The following is a 22345-nucleotide window of genomic DNA, read 5'->3' as shown; positions in this document are numbered from 1 at the left end:
GCGATCGGCTGCGACAACCGTCGTGCCGCGCCGGCCGATCCTGGTGAGTCAGAGACCGAGCTGTCGGCGTACCTCGGCGGCCACCCGGCCACCCTCGGCCTGGCCCGCCACCGCGGCCTGGGCCGCCTTCATCGCCGGGCCCATCTGGGCCTTAGCGGTGAAGCCGCCCGCGGCGAGCGCCCCCGACACCAGCTCGGTCAGGTCGGCGTCCGAGAGCTGCCTGGGCAGGTAGCGGTCCAACACCTCGCCCTCGGCGCTCTCCTTCGCGGCCTGCTCGGTGCGGCCGGCGTCGGCGAAGGCGGTGGCCGCCTCCCGGCGCTTCTTGGCTTCCTTGGTCAGCACCGCGAGCACCTCGTCATCGGTGAGCTCGCGCTTGGCCTTGCCGGCGACCTCGGCGGTGCCGACGGCGGCCAGGGCCATCCGCAGCGTGGAGGTGGTCAGCTCGTCGCGCGCCTTGAGCGCGGAACGCATGTCGGCAGTGAGGCGGTCCTTCAGCGTGCTCATGGACGGTCAAACTACCCTGAACGCCATGCGAAAGCGCACACTATTCCGGCTCGCCGCCGGAACCGCCACGATCGGCGCGGCCAGCCTCGCGTACGCGTCGCTCATCGAGCGCAACATGTTCACCCTGCGGCGGTACGACGTGCCGGTGCTCCCGGCCGACGCGGAGCCGCTGCGCGTGCTGCACCTGTCGGACCTGCACATGATGCCCGACCAGGCGCGCAAGCAGCGCTGGGTGGCGTCGCTGGCAGCCCTCGACCCCGACCTGGTGGTGGTGACCGGCGACAACATGGCGCACCCGGGGGCGGTGCCCGGGGTGCTGCGGGCCCTGCAACCGCTGCTGAACTACCCGGGCGCGTTCGTGTTCGGGTCCAACGACTACACCGGGCCGGTGTTGAAGAACCCCTTCACGTACTTCCTGCCCGACCGGGAGTACACCGAGGGTGTCGAGCTGCCCTACGAGGAACTGCGTCAGGTCTTCACCGGCGCGGGTTGGGCGGACCTCAACAACGCTCGGACCACGCTGAAGGCCGGTGGCCGCCAGCTCGACCTCGTCGGCGTGGACGACCCCCACATCGACCGGGACGACTACCCGTCCGTGGCCGGCGCGGTCTCGTCCTCGGCCGACCTGTCCATCGCGCTGACCCACTCACCCGAGCCACGGGTGCTCGACCAGATGGCCGCGGACGGCTTCGGGCTGCTGCTGGCCGGGCACACCCACGGCGGTCAGGTCTGCGTACCGGGCTTCGGGGCGCTGGTGACCAACTGCGGCCTGCCCCGCTCGATGGCGCGCGGTCTGCACCGGTGGCCGGGATCGGACTCCTGGCTGCACGTCTCCGCCGGCCTCGGCACCCACCCGACCGCCCCGGTCCGCTTCGCCTGTCCCCCGGAAGCCAGCATCCTCACCCTCATCCCCCGCTGACAGCCGCCCGGTGCCCCGTCGCCCAGAGCGGCGGGGGTACCGAGTTTGACCATCGGGCCGGGTGGGCTACTATTTGTCGGCACGCCTCGGGGTGTGGCGCAGCTTGGTAGCGCGCTTCGTTCGGGACGAAGAGGTCGTCGGTTCGAATCCGGCCACCCCGACCAGAGGTAAGAGCAGGTCAAGGCCCCTCCACGGAGGGGCCTTGATTCGTTTCCGGCGCTCCCACGGTACGGACAGCAACCTCGGGATCGCGTGCATTGGGTTGCCGGAATTGTTGAACCAAGCCGGCCCAGCAGCCGTCGTCCGAGTGGCCAGGTCTCGCCATTCGTCCAGTTTGGTGGCGGATCACCGGCCATGCAGAGGGGCACGGACCGGACACGCACTGCACTCCCGGGAGCCCCGGCCGTGTCGACCGGCCAGCAATGGGGGCCGTCCCGAACATGCCCATGACTGGTCTCCCAGTGCGGTTCCGGTGTTCGAGAACCCGACAGATCACAGCAGCCAAGAAGGGTGACTATGAGCGACAAGCCCGAGAAAACCACTCCGAGGACCATGCGTCGCACCGCGGCCATGCTGGGGCTCGCCCTGGTCCTTCCGGTCGGCGCGGTGGGCGCAACCACGACGAGTGCCGCCGCGGCAACCACCCCGGTGGTCGTCACCAGCGGCACCAGCCTGCCCGGCCGTACGGCCGGCGGGACCGGACCAGTCGGTGTGACGTTCGGGTTGAGCGGGGGCACCCTCAACGGTTCCTACCCCGGCTTCGGCAGCACGACCTACAACCTGCCGTCGTACCTGGTCACCACCGGTGACCGGGCGAAGTTCTGGGACAACTACGTCGAGGAGCTGACGAGCGCCGGGGTCGACTTCGTCGCCCCCGTGCTGCGCGGGTACGTCCCGGGGACCGCGGTGCCCAACGGCGGGGGTGACCCGCGGATGCTGAGCGAGCTCGTCGACGCGATCAACCGTCGGGGTGTCGCCGACCGGCTCAAGATCGCCGCTTTCGACGACACTCCGGCCTCGATGACCGATCAGAAGAACATGGCGGTGCACAACCGCGGCGGCTACGACCCGCCCTTCGACATCGCCGACGCGGCCGGCACCGGCGAGGGTGGTTACAAGTACATCTGGGACAACAACCTGCGGGCCTTCTTCACCGCCGTACCGGACAATCTGCGTTTCAAGATTGACGGGAAGCCGGTGGTGTACGAGTGGTCGTTGAGCGACACCTTCTTCGTTCACCAGGGTGGCGGTAACGCCGCGAAGATGTTGCAGCACGTCCGCGACCGGGCAAAGGCGGAGTTCGGGGTCGACCCGTTCTTCAACCTCGACCGCACCTGGATGGAGCGCGATTCGGCGGTCAGCGCCGTCGCGAACGGCTCGAACTCCTGGTTCAGCATGCCCAGCGGTGGGCGCTCCCTCACCACCTTCAACGGCCGCAGCTACGGCGTGGCCGTACCGGGGTTCTACGTGGTGCGAGACAGCACCAACATGGTGATCGACCCGAACCACGGCCAGACCTTCGCCAGCAACCTCAACACCACGGTGAACAACGGCGCGGCGGCGACCCTGGTCGAGGGCTTCACGGACTGGGAGGAGAACGCGGCGACCTGGCGGATGGCCTCCGGGACGTACGCCCAGCGGCGGGTCGACTACCCCAACCAGATGTTGAACATCCTGCGGCGGTACTCCAAGAACCCGTTCCCCACCGATCTGCGGGTCGAGGCGGAGACCGCGGACAGCTACAGCGACAGCACCTCGGGCAACGCGTACAACGTCTACCGGGCCGGCGACGTCGACGTGCAGACCACCCCGGACTCCGGGGGCGGCTGGAACGTCGGCTCCACCAGCAATGGCGAGTGGTTGCAGTGGCAGGAGATTCCGCTGCAGAACTCGGTCACGATGAAGGCCCGGGTCGCCACGCCGAACACGGACGCCAAGCTTCGCTTCGTCATCGACGGCGTCGCCGGACCGACCATCTCCGTGCCGAACACCGGCGACTGGCAGAGCTACCAGACGATCGACGCGGGCGCCTTCAGCCTCCCGGCGGGTAAGCACCACACCGTCCGGCTGGAGTTCGTGGGCGGGCCGCTGAACATCAACTTCTGGCAGGCCGTCACCCAGAACCCGACCGGGCAGACCCCGCCCACGTCGGGGCCCACGCTGCCCATCGGGCCGATCGCTCTGCAGGCCGTGGTCAACAAGAAGTACGTCAGCTGCTCGTACGCCGGTGCGGACAGCCTGATCGCCGGTGCTGCCGGGATCGGGGTCTGGGAACCGTTCGAGATGGTTGACCTGGGCAGCGGCAACATCGCGTTGCGCGCGAAGATCAACAACATGTACGTGAGCGCGGCGGAGGCCGGCACGAAGCCGCTGATCGCCAACCGGGCCGCCGTCGGCGGGTGGGAGACCTTCACGTTGGTCCGCAACTCGGACAACACGATCAGCCTTCGGGCGAAGGTGAACGGCATGTACGTGAGCGCCGCCAACTCCGGCGCCAGCCCCCTGATCGCCAATCGTTCGTCGATCGGGACCGCGGAGAAGTTCACCATCGTGATCCTCTGACACCACGGTGTGGAACCGGTGCGGGCAGCTGAGGCCGCTCGCACCGGTTCCGCCGGTCGACCAGCTAGCTGATGGTGACGCTGTCGATGTCCATGGCCGGGTCCGTGTCGTGGTAGAGCTTCATCCGAATCGGACCTGCGGGCAGGTGCATCGTGACGGTGAAGGAGAGTGGCGTCTCCCAGTCGCCTCCACCAGCCCCCCAGCCCACGAGCGGGGCTGCACCGTTCACGCTGATCTTCAGCGGCCGGTAGTCCGCGGACTCGTACTTCACGGTCACCGTCCGGGTCCCGGCCACCGGCATCGTCAGGTTCGCGACGAGATAGCTCGCGCCGAGGATGTAGCGAACCCTGGCGCCACCATCACAGGTCGGACAGCCAACCGCCTGGGCGTCGCCGTGCAGCTCGTTGCGCGGGTCCTCGGCCTGGACGGTCACCGGACGAAACGGCTGGACCGTCGGGGGCGGGACCGACGCGGCCGTCGACGGGATCACGGTCGGGGCCAAGGGCGGGGTCAGCCCGGGGGTGGTCGGCCGGTGCACAGGAGCGGAACCCGTCGGTGACGGTGTGCCGCTCGTCGAAGGGACGGCTGCCGTCGGCGAAGTGGTGGCGGAGCCGAGCGGCGCGTCGGACACCTGCGGAACGACCGGGACCATCGGCATCCCCGCGTCGATGCTGGGACCGGCCAACGGCGCGGAGCTTCCGAGCTTGGCGGGCATCGCCACGACCCCGATCATCACCGCCAGAACGACAGTCGACAGGCAGGCAAGCAGCAGGGCCGCCGCACCGCGCTTCCGACGAGCGCGACCAGCCCGGCGAGCACCGCGATACGCCTTGCCATCCTGAACGTCCCAGTCGAACCGGAGCGCGTCGATCCGCTCCATCGCGGTGGTCTCCATGGATCGTCCCAGGTGCCCGCCGTCCACGCCCATCCCCCAGACAACATGTCCTACCTGCCAGTTCCGGTCGTTACGACGACACCTCGAACCGTTCGGTTCAGCCAAACCCGCTGGTAACCGGCTCTCTCAGGTGAACGTTGCGCGACGCGAGCGCTGCTGGCCTTCAACCTTCTGCGCCTCGGCGGAGTCGTGATGAGTGATGAGTGATCGACTGGTCAGCGGTGCCGCTAACTGTTGCCCGGAGACAGCCGGAGCCGGCACCGCAATGCGGTGCCGGCTCCGAAAACGGTGCTCAGGACGCGGCGGCGATGAAGTAGCCCGCCTGGTCGACGATCACGTCGGTGCTGCCCGAGCTGGCGTTGTAGAGCGACGCCCCACCCATCTCGGTCCCGATGACGGCCAGATTGGAGGCCGTCTCCCCGGCGACGAAGTTGACGTTCGACGCCGTCGGCCGCGGCAGGTGCGACGGATACCCGATGAGCAGGCCGGCCTTGGTCGGTCCGGTAACCGTCAGGTTGGCCACCACCGCGGTCGGACACTGCAGTACGCCGCTCGCGCAGTAAGGGTTGGCCTGCACGTTCGCCGGCTTGAAGCTGATCAGGGAGTTCGACGCGACCGGTCCGACCGGCCGCGACGGCAACCCGGTGCCGTCCCGGGTGTCGACGACCCGGCGCGGGCCGTACGGCACGTAGGTCTGGTCGGCGCCGGAGGACGCGGACCCGAAGTATCCGGCCAGGTCGGCGAGCACGTGCACGGTGCCGGAACTCTGGTTGTAGATGCTCACCTTGCCGTTGATAACCGGCACCATAACCAGGTTGGGGATCGTCTGACCCGCCACGAAGTTCAGGTTGGACGCGACCGGCACCAGCGAACCGCCCGGGTACACCTTCAGCACTCCGGCTGTCGCCGGAGCGGTGGCCGTCACGTTCAGGATCACGGCGGTCGCGTCGGCTGGAACCTTCGACGAGAGGTCGAGCTGCCGCGACGTGTCCGGCAGGTACGGGCCGCCGGTACCCTCCCGGCTGTCAGCCACCCGTACCGGGGTGAGCGGCTTGAAACCCGACCCGGAAGCGCCGAACCAACCCTGTAGGTCGGCGATGACGTGCACGGTGCCGCTGCTGCTGTTGCGGAATCGGATCCCCCCGCTCGTCAGCAGCACGGTGACCAGGTTCGGCACCGTCTCCTTGGCGACGTAGTTGACGCTCGACGCGGTTGGCGCAGTGACGCCGTCCGGGTAGACGGTGAGGAAGCCGCTCGCCGTCGGCTGGGTCGCCGTCACGTTCAGCACCACGGCGTCGATGTTGGCCGCTGGCACACCGCCGATGCTCGGAACCGGAAGCAGCACCTCGGAGTTGGGCCCGACCGGCACGGAGGTGCCGACTCCGACCCCGGACCGGGTGTCCAGCAGGCGGGTCGGAGTGACCGGGTTGTACCGGGCGCCGACCACCGTGCAGCTGCCCTTGGGCAGGTCGAAGTCGTTGAGGATCCGGAAGCCGTCCCCGCTCGTGAACACTCGAACGCAGGTTTGGCCGGCCCGGCGCACCGTCTGCTCGTGGACCGGGCTGCTGGCCAGCTCCATGAAACGGGAGTCGGTCGCGCGATAGGCGAAGTTGCCGGCAACCGTCTCCACCGGCCACGCGGAGGTCCAGGGCAGCCGGGTCACGATGTCGTAAGGGCCGCCGCCCACCTTCCGGCTGACGGTGACGTCGTTGCTGCCGGTCCACGGGCTGGCGATCTCGACCGCGCCGCGGTCGCGGTACCCCGAGCCGGTGCCGGTGTTCGGCACCTCCGGCACATCGGCACGGGAGTTGCCGAGCAGGTCGACCGGAGCGGAGCCGGTCGCACCCGCGTCCGCCGAGTCGACCGCCGGCGACGTGCGATCGAGAGCGATCCACGGCCGTTCCGTGCCCTGCTGTGCCTTGAGCTTCGGGTCGGCGGCAATGTCGTGGGCGCCCTGGTCGGTCGCCGCCCGGAACGCCGCAAGGTCCGCGTAAGAAGTGTCTCCCCAGTTGTACAGGGCAGCGCCACTCACCGGGTCGATCAGGTTGTAGTCGGCGACGCTCTGCCCGACCGAACCGGCCGAGAGAGCGATCGCGGTGGCCGCAGCCGGGTCAGCGCACGCGGCGGGGGCGCTGCCGGACACGTCGGCGGTCTGCACGATGTTGTTGCGGATCTCCACTCCCGGCGAGGAGCCGGTCACGGTGATACCGGACGCGCAGCCGGTCACCAGCGTGTTCCCGGTGATCGCCGTGCCGGGGGCATCGGTGACCGTGAGGCCACCCCGGAACTGGTTGCCGCTGACCACGGCACGAGCCACACCGGCACCGATCGCCACCCCGGGCGCACCGGAAGCGCTGAACCAGCCCCGGCTGACGGTCACGTCACTCGACGCCCCGGTGACGCGCACTCCGCTCACGCCGGCCGGCGCACGGACCGTGAGCCCGTCCACGGTCACCCGGGTGGCCCCGTCGATCAGGACCGGCTCGGCGGTGCCGGACGACCGCAGCGAGAAACCCTCGACCCGGACGTCGTGCACCCCGGCGAGCGAGATCGCGTTGCCTCCGGCCGGCGCGCTCAACGTGACGAAGCCGTCCGGACCGTTCGCCGCCCGGAAGGTGATCGGCGCACCGCTGGAGCCCGAGCGGCTGACCACCACCTTCTCCACGTAGGAGCCGATCTGCACGAGGACGGTCTGCCCCGGCTGTGCCACCGCCGCGGCGGCCGAGATCGTGCAGTACGGACGGTCGGCCGTTCCGTCCGCCAAGGCAGGGAACGGACAACTCTTACTGACGTACACCTCGGAGCCGGACGCGGGCACCGCCTGCGCGGGGGCCGGTGCCGCTCCCGCGGGCGTCATCGGCCCGACCAGGCTCACCCCACCAACCACTGGTACGACCACCAGCGACCACAGTCTTCTTCTCACCAACAGCCCCCGCTGAAAATAGATCACCTTGACGCGAGGCAGCCTATACCGACGTATGGCTATGCGTGAGATCGGCGATCAGGTGGCTGCTGCCTGGCCGTGAAGCCAAACCGGTGCCCACCCGCTGCTCGCGGGGGGGCACCGGCTTGCGCGCGTACGTGGGTCAGCGTGCGGCGGCGATGAAGTAACCCGCCTGGTCCACGACCGTATGGGTGTATCCGGAACTGTTGTTGAACAGCACGATGTTGCTGTCTTCACCGACGCCCACGATGGCGTGGTTCGAGGCGGTCTCACCTGCGACGTAGTTGACGTTCGACGCGGTGGGCTGGCCCGATCCGTTCGGGTAGGCGGTGAGCACGCCGGCCTTGGTCGGCGCGGTGACGGTCAGGTTCGCCACCACGGCCGTCGGCTTCGGTGCCGTCTTGTCGAACATCGGGTCGAGGTACGGGACAGGCACGCCTGTCGAAGTGATCGGCGCCTGCGGCCAGCCCTCGCCGGCAGCCCCTCGGGTGTCGTGGATGCGGCGCGGGCCGAACGGCACGAAGACGTCCGTGGCACCGCCGCCGAACCAGCCGGCAAGATCGACAACCACGTGGGTACGACCGGAGCTGACGTTCTGAATGGCCAGCTTCCCGTTGACCACCGGCACCATCACCAGGTTCGGAATGGTCTGCCCGGCGACGAAGTTCAGATTCGACGCCGTCGGCACCGCCGTGCCGTACGGGTGGACGGTGAGCACCCCGTTCGTCGTCGGCCCGGTCACGGTCATGTTGACCACCACTGCCGTCGCCCCGGACGGAATTCGACCGGTCAGGTCCAGCGTCCGACCGGTGTTCGGGGCGAACGCTGAGTTGCCGGCATCGCGGGTGTCCAGCACCCGTGACGGAGCGACCGACCGGAACCCGGAACCACCTGCCGAGTAGTAGCCCTGCAGATCCGCGACGACGTGGACCGTGCCGCTGGCGCTGTTGCGGATGCGCAGGTTGCCGTTGGTCATCGGCACGGTGACCAGGTTCGGCACCGTCTCACCGGGCACGAAGTTGACTGTCGACGCGTCCGGCAGGGTGGTGCCGTCCGGGTAGACCCGCAGGAACCCGGCGGTGGTCGGCGCGGTGGCAGTCACGTTCAGCACGACCGCGCTGAGGTCTGCGGCCGGCACCCCGTTGATCCGGGGCAGCGCCAGCACGACCTCGGTGTTCGCCGGAATCGGCACGGATCCCGGCACTCCGAGCGCACTGCGGGTGTCCAGCACCCGCAGCGGCGCAAGGGCGGTGTAGGTGGCACCGACCACGGTGCAGGTGGTCTTGGGGGCGCCATAGGTGAAGCGGAAGTCAGTGAAGGTCACCTGGTGGGTCTCGCAGGCGCTACCGGCACGCCGGAAGCGGTGCTCCTCCGGCCCGATCTGAACGATCCGGCGGAACGGCTCGTCGCCCCAACTGCGCGACACCTTGCCCAGCGGGCCGTCCGTACGCCAGGCGGTGGTGACGGAGATGCCGACGGTCACGTCCATGGGGCTGCCGCCGACCTTGCGTCGGACCGGCACCTCGGTGACCGTCGTCGGGCCCTGTGCCTCGACCGCACCCCGATCGTGGTAACCCGAGCCGGTGCCGGTGTTGGGGACGTCGGGGTCGTCAGAGTGCGGGTTGTCCAGCAGGTCGGTGCGAGAGACACCCTCGGCGGCGGCATCGGCCGAGTCGATGGCCGGCGAGTTCCGGTCGATCTTGTAGTACGGCCGCTCGTACGCCGGCTCCGCCGACAGCCACGGGGTCGCGGCGATGTCGTGCCGGCCGTGACCGGTGGCGGCGACGAACTCGGGCAGGCTGGTGTACTCGGTGCCACCCCACCGGTAGAGCGGGCCGCCGCTGGCCGGCTCGATCAGGTTGTAGTCCGACACGGTCTGCGCGACGCTGTCCGCCGAGACGGCGATGGCAGTGGCCTCCGCCGGCACCTCGCACGCCACCGCGTCACTGAGCGGGCCGGTGGCGGTCTCCAGGATGTTGTTGCGGATCGACACCCCCGGCGACGTGCCGATGACGTCGATCGCCAACGTGCAGTCGGTCTCCAGGGTGTTGCCGACGATCTTCGTGCCCGGCGCGTCCCGCACCGTGATACCGCTCTGGGTGAAGGTGCTCGCGGTCACCAGCGCACCGCGTACCCCCGGATCCACCGCCAGGCCACTGCCCGGCGTGAATGCGCCACGGCTCATCGTGACGTCCTGGGAGGTGCCGGTGATCCGAACCGCCGCCCGGGCGTCGTACTCGCCGACCACAAGCCGGTCCAGGGTGATCCGGGTGGACGCGTCGACGAGGACGGCCTCGGCGGTGCCCTCACCGGAAGCCTGGAAGCCGTCGAGGACCACGTCGTGGACGCCGCGAAGAGTGAACGCGCTCTCGCTGCCATTGGCGCCGCGTCGCTTACCCACCTTGACCACGGTGGCACTCTGACCCGGGCCGTTCACCGCCCGGAAGGTGATCGGCGCACCCTCGGTCCCCGATCGGCTGATGACCACCGACTCCCGGTATTCGGTGCCGGGATGGACCAGGACGACCTGGCCGGGTTCGGCCACGGCGGCTGCCGCCGAGATGGTGCAGAACGGGGCTACCAGGCTGCCGTCACCGCCCGTCACGCATCTCGTGTTGCTCACGTGCAACTCGACACCGGTTGCGCTCGGCGCGGGCGCCCGCACGACAGTGGCGGATGCGGCCGCCGCCGGGACCACCAGGCCCGCGCCAGCAGCCAGCGGCAGGAGCGCGAGCCCCGCCATGGCAGACCGTCTCATCGATCATCTCCATAATGTGGATCTGCAATAAGGGCGAAAACGGACGGCCCACGCCGCCCAATCAGGACGCGGCGGCGATGAAGTAGCCGGACTGGTCCACGATGACGTGGGACGTACCGCCGCTGTTGTGAAAGAGGTCGATGCCGGCGCCCACGGCGACCACCCCGGCGTTCGACGCGGTCTCAGCGGCGACGAAGTTGACGTTCGAGGAAGTGGGTCGCGATCCACCGCCGGGGTAGAGGGTGAGCAGGCCCGGCGTGGTCGGCGCGGTGACTGTCACGTTCCCCAACAGCGCGGTGGGGGCGGGGCAGGCCGGGTTACAGACCAGAGCACTGCGCATCGGCGCGAACCGGACGGTCTCCCGAGCGGCGAGGGGAGCCGGGGTCCGGCCGGGCAGCCCGGTGCTGTTCCGGGAGTCGACGATCCGCTTCGGCGTCATCGGGACGAACGTCTGGGTGGCGTCCGGGCTGAACCATCCGGCCAGATCCGCAATGACGTGGGTGGTGCCGGAACTGTTGTTGAAGATGCTGACCCGACCGTTCACCACCGGCACGGTGACCAGGTTGGGGATGGTCTGTCCGGCGACGAAATTGAGACTCGACGCGGTGGGCGCCGCCGAGCCGTACGGGTAGACGGTGAGCACACCGCCCGTCTTCGGCGCGGTGACTGTCACGGAGAGCACGGCCGCCGTCGCGGTGGCGGGCAGCCGGCCGGACAGGTCGAGGACTCGGGTGCCCTTGGCGGCGATCGGGGTTCCCACGCCCTCCCGGGTGTCGAGGACCCGGGTCGGCGACGCCGACGCGAAGCCGGATCCCGCCGCGGCATAGAAACCCTGCAGGTCGGCGACCAGATGGACGGTGCCCGAGCTTGCGTTGTAGAACTTCACCGACCCGTTGCGTACCGGCACGGTGACCTGATTCGGCACGGTCTCCCCCGCCACGAAGTTGACGCTGGATGCGTCGCTCCAGTCGCCGCCCGGAAAGACACTTATGAAGCCGGCGGAGGTCGGCTGGGTGACCGTCACGTTGAGCACGACCGCGCTGATGTCCGTGTCCCGGACGCCGCCGATGATGCCGACCGGCAGTTCGATCGTTCCGAAGCCTGCCACCGGCCGCGAGGCGGGCACACCGATCGGTGCCCGGGTGTCCAGCAGTCGGGTCGGGGTGATCGGTACGTAGCGCGCGCCGACCTGGGTGCAGACCCGCTCTTCGCCACCAGCGGGCATCCGGAAGTCGGACACGCTGATCTGGACCTGGACGCAGGCATCGCCGGCTCGCCGCAGCGTGTACTCCATGGTGGCGACGTCGCTCACCCGCCAGAAGTGCTCACCGTCGAGGTGATACGCGTACTGGGCCCGATCCCGCTCGACCGTCCAGGTCTGGTGCCAGCCGGCACGCGCGACGATATCGAGCGGCCCGCCACCCACCTTGCGTTCGACACGTACCGGATCCTCGGTGACCTGCGAGCCACCCTCGACCGCTCCTCGGTCGCGGTAGCCGCTGCCGGTGCCGGTGTTCGGCACACCCGGATCATCAGCGAAGGAGCTGTCGAGCAGGTCGGTGTCCAGGACACCCACGGCGGTGGCGTCGGCGGAGTCCCGGGCCGGCGAACCCCCGAGCGTCAACAGGTAGTCGCGGTGCAGGGCGTTCGTCCACACGAGCTTCGGGTCAGCCGCGAGGTCGTGCGTGGCAAGTCCCGTCGCCGCCACGAACGCGGCTAGGTCCGGATAGTCAGTGCCCGCCCAGTTGTAGGGTGCTCCACCGCTCAACGGTTCGATCAGGTTGTAGTCGGTGCTGGTCCCGGGCACGGACTCGGCGGACACCCGGATGCCGGCCGCGTTCGCTGGGGTGGTGCAGCGCTTGCGCTGACGCGCCGTGACGACGATGTTGTTGTGGATCGCGGCGCCGGGGGAACGCCCGGCCACATCGATGCCACGACGACAGTCGACGTAGACCGTGTTTCCGGTGACGGCCAGGCCGACGGCGTCGGTAGCGACGAGGCCGGAGTTGTCGAGCACGTTCGCGGTGATGGTCGTACCGGTCACGCCGGGCTCGACGGTCACCGACGGTCCCTGTGCGGCCCGGATGACGCTCCGACTGAACATCACCTCATTCGACTGGCCGCTGATCCGCACACCGGTGAGGCCGCCGAGCCCGTTGTGGATGGTGAGCTTGTCGAGGCGGACCCGGCGGGAGTCCCGCACCGTCACGGCGTCGGCGAGATTCGCCCCGAACACGACCAGACCCTCCACCGTCACGTCGTGCACGTTGGTGAGGTCGAGGACGGCGCCGGTCCCGACCGTCGTGTCGAAGTTGCCGACCCGGGCCATCTGCCACTTGACGTTGACTGCCCGGAAGGTGATCGGCGCACCCTCGGTGCCGGATCGGGTGAACCGGACCGTCTCCAGGTACTCCCCCGGATGGATCAGCACCGTCTGACCCGGGCCGGCCACCGCCGCTGCCGCCGAGATGGTGCAGAACGGCCGCTGCTCGGTGCCGTCACCGCTGCTGAGGCACCATTGCTCGCTGACGTGCAGCTCACCGCCGGCCGCCGCGACGGTCACCGGCGCGGCCGCGACGGGTGCGGCCACGGCCGGCGCCGCGGGCCCCACCAGCGCCGCGCCGCCAAGCAGTGGTACGAGCGTGAACCTCGCCCAACGTCGGACGGTCATGACTTGCCCCCGTAAGAGAAATGATCGAACTCAGCGTGATTGCCAAGCGGCTTCCGTGGCACAGCGGCCACACCCCGACGAGGAGTGTGGCCGCCGTGGGCGAACGGGTCAGTACAGCGGCTTGATGAAGACGCCAGACTGATCCACGATGGCGTGCGTGGTGCCTGAGCTGTTGTTGTAGAGCGCGGTGCCGCGACCCGTCCCGACGATGGCGAGGTTGGAAGCGGTCTCCCCGGCGGCGAAGTTGACGTTCGACGCCGACGGTCGGGCCTCGTCTGCCGGGTGGGCGGTCAGCACGCCGGCCGTGGTCGGAGCAGTGACGGTCAGGTTCGCCACCATCGCCGCCACGAACGGGCAGGAGCAGTTCCCGCCGGCCGCGAAGTCGCTATAGACCGTGATCGACTCGCGCGGATTGAGTGGATGGTTTCCGCGGTTCGGGTCAGCGCGGGTGTCGGCGATCCGAACCGGGGAGTTCGGCACGTACGTCAACTGACCGGCCGGCCCGAAGTAACCGGCCACGTCCGCGACGACGTGCGTGCTACCGGAACTCTGGTTGTGGATGCTCACCTTGCCGGCAACCACCGGAGTGGTCACCAGGTTCGGAATGGTCTGACCGGTGACGAAGTTCAGGTTCGAGGCGGCGGGCAGCGCCGCACCGGCGGGAAAGACCTTCAGGACGCCGCTCGTCGTCGGCCCGGTCACCGTGACGTTGAGGACGACGGCGGTGGCATTCGCTGGGATCCTCCCGACAAGGTCCAACTGCCGGGTGGTGTTCGGCGGGAACGCACCGCCGGAGGTACGGGTGTCGAGCGCACGCTGCGGGGCGAGGGCGGTGAACCCCTGGCCCTCTGCGCTGTACTGGCCCTGAAGATCGGCGATCACGTGCACGGTGCCGCCGCTACTGTTCCGGATCCGGATCTTCCCGTTCTCCACCGGGACGGTGACCAGGTTCGGCACCGTCTCCCTGGCCACGAAGTTGACGTTCGACGCGCTCGGCGTCCCCGTACCGTCCGGATAGACGGTCAGGAAGCCCGACGTCGTCGGCTCGGTCACCGTCACGTTCAACACCACAGCACTGATCCGCGCCACCGGCACGCCACCGATGCTGCTGAGCGGCAGCACCACCTCGGAGTTCGCGGGAATCGGGGTGGTCGTTCCCACTCCGATCGCGCTACGGGTGTCGAGCAGCCGGGTCGGTGACACAGGTGTGTAGTGCGCCCCGAGAACCGTGCAGAGGGTGCTGTAGGAGCCGGGCGCTTCACGGTTACCGGTGAAGTTCGAGCGGACGTAGGCGCAGGCCCGGCCCGCGCGGCGGAACCGGTGAGTCTCCTCCGGCGACTGGCTCACCCGGTAGAACTTCGAGTCGCTGAACTTGTAGGTGAAGGTCCCCACCGGGCCGTCGTACTGCCACGTCGAATGGTTCGTGCTCCGAGCGGTCCCGTCCAGTGGCCCGCCGCCGACGGACTGGCGGAATGGCTCCGTGTACCAGTTGAAGCCGAGGATCCGCTCGACCGCACCCCGGTCGTGGTAGCCATTGCCGGTGCCGGTGTTGGTCACCGCTGGGTCGTCGGCGTGCGAATTGCCCAACATGTCGGTCGCGGGCAGGCCCCGTGCCGTCGCGTTGGCCGAGTCGACCGCCGGTGAGCCCGCCTTCAGGGGGAAGAAACTCCGCATTCCGCCGCTCTGGGTATCCAGCAACGGATCAGCGGCGATGTCGTGCCCGCCCTGCCCGGTGGCGGATCGAAACGCATCCAAGGTGGGGTGCGTGGTGCCAGCCCAGACATACGGGGCAGTGCCCACCGTCGGATCGATCAGGTTGTAGTCGGCCACGGCCGGCAACGAAGCCGCCGAGACCGAAATCGCACCGTCGGCGTATGACCCCCTACACAGGGCCACCTGCCTACTCAATGGCTTGACGATGTTGTTCTCGATGGTCACGTTGGGCGAGGTGCCGGTGATGTCGATCCCCGGGCCGCACGCCGCGGTTACCGTGTTGTTGGTGACCGTGGTGCCGGGCGCGTCGGTGACGCCGATCCGCCCGGCCGCGACCTGATTGGCAATGACCGTTGTGCCGGTCGCGGCCCCTTCGACAGCCAAAGCGACGCTACCGGTGTCATTGAGGTTGATCAGCCAGTTTCGGCTGATCGTCACGTCGTGGGAAGCACCGCTGACCCGTACCGCTGCCGGCACCTTTGTCTGTTGCACGGCGACACCGTTCAGCGTGACCCGGGACGAGCCATCGATCACCACGGCAGGCGAGGCGCTGATACTTTGCCCGTACAACACGAAGCCGTCCACCACCACGTCGTGGACCTGGTTGAGAGACAGAATCGTGCCGGTAACGTCCGACCCGACGGTCCGACCTACGTGGACCCAGCCGTCGAAGGCGTTCACCGCGCGGAACACGATGGGTGCGGTCGCCGTGCCTGACCGGGTGAAGGTGACCGTCTCCGGATAGTTGCCGGGCTGCACCAGCACCGTCTGGCCGGGCTGCGCCACCGCCGCCGCCGCCGAGATCGTGCAGTACGGCGCCGCTTCGCTGCCATCGGCGCCCGGCGTGCAGTCCTGGCCGCTCACGTACAGCTCGTTCGCCAGGCTGGCCGTTGCTCTCGCGACCGGCGCGGGGGCCGCCGCCACCGCCGGCATCGCCGGCCCCACCAGGCCCACACCACCAAGCAGCGGTACGACCGCAAGCCGCGCCGCCATACGTCTGTCCATCACACACCCCCGTGCGAGTCGATCATGCGGAGGGAGAATAGCGCGATGCCGAACGATGTGATCAGCTCCGATCGGTCGGCACCCTCGCCCGTTCGGCCGCAACGTGTCAGTCGTGCCGCTCGGTGCGCTCGATCTCGGTGAACGCCGCGCTCAGGTAGCCGTCGAGCGGTCGGCCCGTCACCGCCAGCAGGTCGGCCACGAGCAGTGGGGCGTGCCGGGCGAGCGCTGCCGGGTCGGGTGGCGAGTCGTCCTCGCCGGGGTCGTACACGCCGAGCGCCCCGGCCAGCAGGACCAGCACGACGTGCGGGTCGACGTCCGGTCGCCAGGGGGCCGCCGCCCGGACGCACCGCTCCAGCACCTGCCGCACGTCGTCGCCGTCCAGCCCGTCCGGATGGGTCGCCTCCAGCAGCAGCCGCACCACTGCGCCGAGCACCAGGCCAGATCGCTCGTCCGCGGCGAGCCCATCGACCGCCTCGTCGTACACCTCACCGTCGCGCGTCTGGGCGGCGGCGACAGCTGCGGTAGCGGTCACCGCGATGGCGCGGGCGGTAGCGGGCAGATGTCGCCAGGTGCCGGTCATCGGGAGAGCATCGCAGACCCGGCGGACACCAACGGCGAACGAACGCGCCGCGTCCATCCTCGTGGGATTGGTCACCCGAGCACCCCGGCGAAGGCGTGGCTCGGTCAATACCGTTCGCGCGATGTCGCAGCTGGCGAACAGAATGTCGGTCATGTTGCGTCGCGCCCTCCCCCGCCGTTCGGAAGCTCGCCGGCTCCTCGTCGGCACCGTGCTGTCGGCGATCGGGCGCGGCCTCACCCTGCCGTTCCTCTTCATCTACCTGACCGACGTACGCGGTCTCACCGACACCCGGGCCGGGCTGGTGATCGGCTGGTACGGCGTGGTCACCCTGGCCCTGTCGCCGCTGGGCGGGACTCTGATCGACCGATTCGGGGCCCGCCGGGTGGTGCTGCCGTGCCTGCTGATCGAGGCGGTGGGCACCGGCTCGCTGGCCCTGGTTGATTCGAGCGCCTCCGCGTTCGCGGTGATGACGGTGATCGCGGTTGGCAGCTCGGCGATCTGGTCCGGGCAGAACACCATCCTCGCCTCGCTGACCGACGACGATGAGCGGCAACGCGTCTTCGGGCTGAACTTCGCGCTGCTCAACCTCGGCATCGGGATCGGTGGCATGACCTCCGGCGCGATCATCGACACCGCCCGGCCCGGCACCTTCCAGGCGATCTACCTGCTGGACGCGGTCACCTACCTGATGCCGGCCCTGATCCTGCTCACCCTGCCCGGCGTGGGTCACCGACTCGGCAACCGTCGGGGCGTCGACGAGCCATCGGCCGGCGGCTACCTGACCGTGCTCCGGGACCGCCCGTTCCGGCGGCTGGTGATCTTCGGGTTGATCCTCACCACCTGCGGCTACGCACAGGTCGAGGTGGGTTTCGCCGCGTACGCCGTACGGGTCGCCGAGGTGAGCCCACGGGTGGTGGCCTGGGCGCTGGCGGCGAATACCGTGATGATCGTGCTGGCTCAACTCCTGGTCATCCGCCGGATCGAGGGCCGCAGCCGCACCGCCGCGCTGGCCCTCGTCGGGGCGGTGTTCGCCACCGCATGGCTGGTCCTCGGCGCCGCCAACCTGGTCAGCACCCAGGGTGCCGTCCTGGCCGCGCTGTGCGTGGTGGCCTGCTCGGCGATCTTCGGCTTCGGCGAGACGTTGCTGTCGCCGGTGATGCCCGCGCTGACCAACGCGCTGGCCACCGACGAGCTACGCGGCCGGTACAACGCGATGAGTTCGATGATCTTCGGGATCAGCGGTGTGATCGGCCCGGTCACCGCCGGCCCGCTCATCGGCGCCGCTGACGGCAAGGTCTGGGTGGCGACCGTGGTCGGCGGCTGCCTGGTCGCCTCGCTGGTCGCGCTCTCCCTGCGCCGGTTGCTCAACGCAGAGCAGGACGGCCGTCCGACGACCTCCCCGGCGATCCCCGCCCCCGCCTCCGCCTGACCCCGCCCCCCGACTCACCCCGCACCCCGCACCCCGCGCCGGGCGGTAGTGCCTGGGACGGGTCGGGCCCCGGAGCTGATGCTCCGGGGCCCGGCGTCGCGGGGGTCGACCGTCAGGCGGCGGGGACCTCGACGGTGGTGCGGATTCGGTCCAGCGTCGGTGCGGAGACCGGCGACTGGGCGGTCAGGTAGTCCACGAAGGCGTCCAGGTCGATCTGGCCGGTGACCAGGTTCGTTCCACCGGTGAGGGCGCTGAAGCCGTCACCGCCGCCGGCCAGGAAGTTGTTCACCGTCACCCGGTAGGTGGCGGCGGTGTCGACGGTGGTGCCGCCGAGGGTGAGGCTGCCTCGGACCACGCGGGTGCCGGCGCACGGGTCGGCGACCGTGCCGGTGGTGCCGTTGGGGTCGACCACGTAGCCCACCGTGGCCGACGGGTACAGCGTCCGGTTGGTGACGAACTGCTGTTCCAGGACGCAGTAGAGCTGCGCGCCGGTCAGGTCCAGTGTCACCAGGTTGTTGGCGAACGGCTGCACCGTGAACGCCTCTTCGTAGGTGACCGGGCCGGCGTCGAGGTCGGCTCGAACCCCGCCGGGGTTCATGAAGGCGGCGACTGCGCCCTGCTCGTTGTCGGTGGCGGCGAGCTGCGCGTCGGCGATCAGGTTGCCCAGTGGCGATTCACCCAGACTCGTACCGAAGAGGGTTTCCTGGCTCCGGGTGATCACCTGGCTGGTCACGCCGACCTGGCGTCCGGCGACCGGGCCGAGCACCGTCTTGTACCGGTTGATCAGCGCGGTCTGCCTCGGGTCCTTGGCGACGTCCCGGGTGACCACGACGTTGTTCGCGGCGGCGGAGATCACGTCCCCGCTGCGGCGATCGATCTTGAGGTCGATGTCGGTGACGAGGCGACCGAACGAGCTGGCGCTGGTGACCAGCTTGCCGTTGATGTCGCAGTTGTACGCCTGGTGGGTGTGCCCGCTGACCACCACGTCGATCGACGGGTCCATCCGGTTGGTGATGTCGACGATGGGCCCGGTCATGCCGACGCAGTCGTTGATCCCACCGGTCGCCGCCTGGGTGCCACCCTCGTGCAGCAGGACGACGATCGCCTGTACGCCCTTGCGGCGCAGCTCACGGGCGTACCGGTTGGCGGTGTCCGCCTCGTCGGCGAAGCTGAGGCCGGCGATGCCCTGCTGGCTGACGATCTGCGGGGTGCCCTCCAGGGTCATCCCGATGAAGCCGACCTTGACGCCCTGCACCTTGTGGATCGCGTACGGCGCCAGCAGCGGCTTGCCGGTCGCGGTCTTGAAGGCGTTCGCGGACAGGTACTTGAAGCCGGCGCCCCGATAGGGGGTGCCGTCGGCGCAGCCGTCCACCGGGTGGCAGCCGCCGTTCTGGATGCGCAGCAGCTCGGCTGCACCTTCGTCGAACTCGTGGTTGCCGACGCTGGCGTAGTCCAGCCCGGCCATGCTCAGCGCCTCGATGGTCGGCTCGTCGTGGAACGCCGCGGAGAGCAGCGGGGACGCGCCGATCAGGTCACCGGCGGCGACCGTGATGGTGTTCTTCTTCTTGGCGGCGGCGCGCAGCTCGGCCAGGTGGGTGGCCAGGTACTCGACGCCGCCGGCGGTCTGCCCGGCGATGGTGCCGCTGGACCCGCTCGGTGGTTCGAGGTTGCCGTGGAAGTCGTTGAGGGCCAGCAGGGTGACGTCGACCGGCTTCGGCCGTGCGTCGGCTTGCTCAGGGCTGGTGGCGACCGCGCCGAGGGCGGCCACCGCGAGCGCGGTCAGGCCGACAGCGGCCCGACGCATCCCGGGTATGAACATGGATCTCCTCGTGAGAATCGGCGCGTACGGTGCCCGGCCGGTGGGTCGACCGGGCCCCCGACCGACGCCGTCGGAAGGGTCACGGTTAGCGGCGGTCGTGGATGGCCGCCTGCCCCGACAGCCTCTCATCCGGACGCCGACCCGGCGACTCCGGCAGCGCAGCAGAGCTGCGCATACGCCCAGTCCGAAATCGATCACCGTTTACCGCGCATTGCCGGACAGTGTCGGACCCAGGGTCTAGAAAGGACAGGACAGCAATCATGGAAAGGGGGCGGCATCGTGAGCGGAACGACACCGACGGTGGAGCAGGTGCGATCGGCGGATGGCACGCCCATCGCGTTCGAACGGTCCGGTGCCGGGCCGACGATCATCCTGGTCGGTGGCGCGTTCAGCGATCGCAACACGACCCGCGCACTGGGGGCGGCGTTGGCACCGGATTTCACCGTCTTCGGCTATGACCGTCGAGGTCGGGGCCAAAGCGGCGACACCGCACCGTACGAGATTGGCCGCGAGATCGACGACCTGGCCGCCCTGATCGCGGCGGCAGGTGGTTCCTCCGCTGTCTACGGGATCTCCTCGGGTGCGGTCCTGGCCGCCCTCGCCACCGCGCAGGGCCTCCCGGTGACCGGGCTGGTCCTCTTCGAGCCACCGTTTCAGGTCGGCCCGCACGTTGGCGTCCGTAAAGACATCACCGCGCAACTCATCGAGCTGATCGCCGCCGACGACCGGGGCGGCGCGGTGGAGACGTTCCTCAGTGACTCGGTGGGGCTGCCGGCCGAGGCGGTCGCCGGGATGAAGGCGCAACCGATGTGGGGCTCACTGACCGCGATCGCGCACACCCTGCCGTACGACTCGATCGTCACCGCCGGCGGGCGGTTCCCTGCCGACCGGCTGGCGGCCATCACCGCGCCGACCCTCGCGGTGGACAGCACGGGCAGTCCACAGTGGCTGCGGGACGCGAGCCGGGCCGCTGCCGAGGCGGTCCCGGGTGGCCGGTCCATCAGCCTCGACGGTGATTACCACGACGTGCCGCCGACGACGTTGGCCCCGGCGCTTCGCGAGTTCCTGCTCAACTGACGGCTAGCGCCTCGGTGACCAGGGCGGCAACCGCGTCCGGAGGCCAACTATCGGCCACGCCGGGCCGGACCGCCAGATAGTTGGCGATCCGCTCCGCCGGCCAGCCGTGCGACTCGCGTAGCCCTCGGGCGATCATGGCGAGGTAGATCGGCGCGGGTGGCCGGCATCGTGCGGCTGACGCCCCCTCGGGTGCGGTGAAGGTGAGCAGCGGAACGCCGTCACGGCTGCCGGGGCAGACAAGCGTCTCGTATCGTCCCGGGCCGAGCGTCGCTCGCCCGTCGGCGACTGCGGCGTCGATGGCCGCGCCGGTCGCCGGGATCAGGTCGGCGGTGTCAGCCGTCGGGCGGTACATCTCCTGGGCCGCGATGTCGGTGAACTGCTCCAGGGTCACCAGGTAGGCGCGGGCAGCCGTCTCACCCGGCAGATCCGGGTCGTAGAAGGCCATGCCGCCGGTCCAGGCACCGGACTCGCCGGCGAAGTAGATGCCGCCGGGCAGCGACACCGGCTCGGACCGGCTCGGTGGGCGCCGGTCGCGGCAGCCTGGGTACGTCCGCTTTCCGCCGGGTGGGCAGCCGCCACCGATATACCAGGCCAGCCGGGCGGCGTGCAGGTTCGAGCCGTACGCGACGTACCAGACCAGCACGGCGACGCCTTCAGAAGCCGCAGGTCTGCCCAGCGGAGTGACTCACCTGCACGGTGTGGGTCACGCAGCCGCCGGCCTCGACCGAGTGCAGCAGGAAGGCAGTGGGCTCGTTGACCCAACCGATCTGCTCGTCGGCGCTCATGGTGAGCGTGCTCTGCTTCCAGGTGCTGGGGGCCACGGTGAGCACCGTGCCCGCGTACGCCGTGGTGACCGGGCGGTGCAGGTGCCCGGCGGCGACCCGGACGACGTGCCGGTGCCGGCCGATGACCTCGGCGAGCGCGGCACCGTCGGCGAGCCGGACGGTGTCCGCCACCGGGATGCCGACCGCGACCGGCGGGTGGTGCAGGAAGATCACCGCCGGCACCTCGGGCCGCCCGGCCAGCACCCCGTCGAGCCAGCCGAGCTGCTCCTCGCCGAGTTGCCCGCTGTCGCTGCCGGGGACGAGCGAGTCGAGCACCACGACCGACGCCGCCTCGTGGTCGACGTGGTAGTAGGCCGAGAAGCCGCCCCCGAGCCACGGCGTGCCCCCGAACGCGTCGAGCAGCGACTCCCGGTCGTCATGGTTGCCGGTGGCCAGGTGCACCGGCAGCGGGAACCGGCCGATCACCTCGCGCAGCGCCGCGTACTCGTCGGGCTGCCCGTGGTCGGCCAGGTCGCCGGTGATCACCACGCAGTCCGGTCGGGGCCGCAACGCGAGCACCCGGCCGAGCGCACGGTGCAGCCCGGCGGCCGGTTCGGCGGCGAGCAGGCCGGTGGTCAGGTGGGGGTCACTGAGCTGGGCGATGAGCATGGGCTCGCCTCCTCGGCGCCGGGATGCTCCACGCTA

14 protein-coding genes and 1 tRNA gene are annotated in these 22345 nt (G+C 69.7%); 5 read left to right on the top strand and 10 right to left on the bottom strand.

Annotation, left to right across the window (positions count from 1 at the left end; translation table 11 throughout):
* Positions 1–48 precede the first annotated feature (48 nt).
* Positions 49–504, bottom strand: a complete 456-nt coding sequence (locus tag IF46_RS0120185) for a GatB/YqeY domain-containing protein (RefSeq protein ID WP_030489906.1) — start codon at positions 502–504, stop codon at positions 49–51.
* Positions 505–529: 25 nt separating this feature from the next.
* Here IF46_RS0120185 and IF46_RS0120180 point away from each other — a divergent pair, with 25 nt between their 5' ends.
* From IF46_RS0120180 to IF46_RS0120170, 3 genes are all read left to right on the top strand, one after another.
* Positions 530–1423 carry a metallophosphoesterase gene (locus IF46_RS0120180; RefSeq protein ID WP_030489905.1) on the top strand — a complete coding sequence of 298 codons (894 nt, stop codon included), beginning with the start codon at positions 530–532 and terminating at the stop codon, positions 1421–1423.
* A gap of 87 nt (positions 1424–1510) precedes the next feature.
* Positions 1511–1587 (top strand) — tRNA-Pro (locus IF46_RS0120175).
* A gap of 352 nt (positions 1588–1939) precedes the next feature.
* Positions 1940–3985, top strand: coding sequence for a DUF5010 domain-containing protein (locus IF46_RS0120170; protein WP_084597973.1), 2046 nt, complete (start codon positions 1940–1942; stop codon positions 3983–3985).
* A 64-nt stretch (positions 3986–4049) separates the two neighbouring features.
* On the opposite strand, the gene IF46_RS0120165 is transcribed toward IF46_RS0120170, so the two are convergent.
* The 6 genes from IF46_RS0120165 to IF46_RS0120135 form a co-directional block, all read right to left on the bottom strand.
* On the bottom strand, positions 4050–4880 hold the full coding sequence (locus IF46_RS0120165) for a hypothetical protein (RefSeq protein ID WP_157563234.1): 831 nt from the start codon (positions 4878–4880) through the stop codon (positions 4050–4052).
* Positions 4881–5172: 292 nt separating this feature from the next.
* Positions 5173–7830 (bottom strand): right-handed parallel beta-helix repeat-containing protein, encoded by a 2658-nt coding sequence (locus tag IF46_RS33335; protein ID WP_157563230.1) that lies wholly within the window; start codon positions 7828–7830, stop codon positions 5173–5175.
* A gap of 136 nt (positions 7831–7966) precedes the next feature.
* Positions 7967–10582 carry a hypothetical protein gene (locus tag IF46_RS33330; protein ID WP_157563227.1) on the bottom strand — a complete coding sequence of 872 codons (2616 nt, stop codon included), beginning with the start codon at positions 10580–10582 and terminating at the stop codon, positions 7967–7969.
* 61 nt (positions 10583–10643) lie between these two features.
* The gene (locus IF46_RS33870; protein WP_084597972.1) at positions 10644–13253 is read right to left on the bottom strand and encodes a right-handed parallel beta-helix repeat-containing protein; all 2610 of its coding nucleotides are present in this window, start codon (positions 13251–13253) and stop codon (positions 10644–10646) included.
* A gap of 108 nt (positions 13254–13361) precedes the next feature.
* Entirely contained in the window at positions 13362–15971 is a 2610-nt protein-coding gene (locus IF46_RS32645) for a right-handed parallel beta-helix repeat-containing protein (RefSeq protein ID WP_157563224.1), read from the bottom strand.
* 106 nt (positions 15972–16077) lie between these two features.
* Positions 16078–16551, bottom strand: coding sequence for a hypothetical protein (locus IF46_RS0120135; RefSeq protein WP_030489900.1), 474 nt, complete (start codon positions 16549–16551; stop codon positions 16078–16080).
* A 151-nt stretch (positions 16552–16702) separates the two neighbouring features.
* Between IF46_RS0120135 and IF46_RS0120130 the strand changes: the two genes are divergently transcribed.
* A complete protein-coding gene (locus IF46_RS0120130) occupies positions 16703–17980 on the top strand; it encodes an MFS transporter (protein WP_030489899.1) in 1278 nt (425 codons plus the stop codon).
* A gap of 112 nt (positions 17981–18092) precedes the next feature.
* Here the strand turns inward: IF46_RS0120130 and IF46_RS0120125 are convergent, their stop codons facing one another.
* Positions 18093–19799, bottom strand: a complete 1707-nt coding sequence (locus IF46_RS0120125; protein ID WP_030489898.1) for a bifunctional metallophosphatase/5'-nucleotidase — start codon at positions 19797–19799, stop codon at positions 18093–18095.
* 279 nt (positions 19800–20078) lie between these two features.
* Between IF46_RS0120125 and IF46_RS0120120 the strand changes: the two genes are divergently transcribed.
* Entirely contained in the window at positions 20079–20876 is a 798-nt protein-coding gene (locus tag IF46_RS0120120) for an alpha/beta fold hydrolase (protein WP_084597970.1), read from the top strand.
* Here the strand turns inward: IF46_RS0120120 and IF46_RS0120115 are convergent.
* A complete protein-coding gene (locus IF46_RS0120115) occupies positions 20869–21519 on the bottom strand; it encodes a histone deacetylase (protein WP_084597969.1) in 651 nt (216 codons plus the stop codon). The genes IF46_RS0120120 and IF46_RS0120115 overlap by 8 nt on opposite strands.
* A gap of 10 nt (positions 21520–21529) precedes the next feature.
* Positions 21530–22309, bottom strand: coding sequence for a phosphodiesterase (locus IF46_RS0120110; RefSeq protein ID WP_030489895.1), 780 nt, complete (start codon positions 22307–22309; stop codon positions 21530–21532).
* Positions 22310–22345 lie beyond the last annotated feature (36 nt).

Source organism: Micromonospora chokoriensis, from assembly GCF_000718555.1.
Lineage (GTDB): Bacteria > Actinomycetota > Actinomycetes > Mycobacteriales > Micromonosporaceae > Micromonospora > Micromonospora chokoriensis_B.
This window is presented reverse-complemented; position numbering and strand designations above follow the sequence as displayed.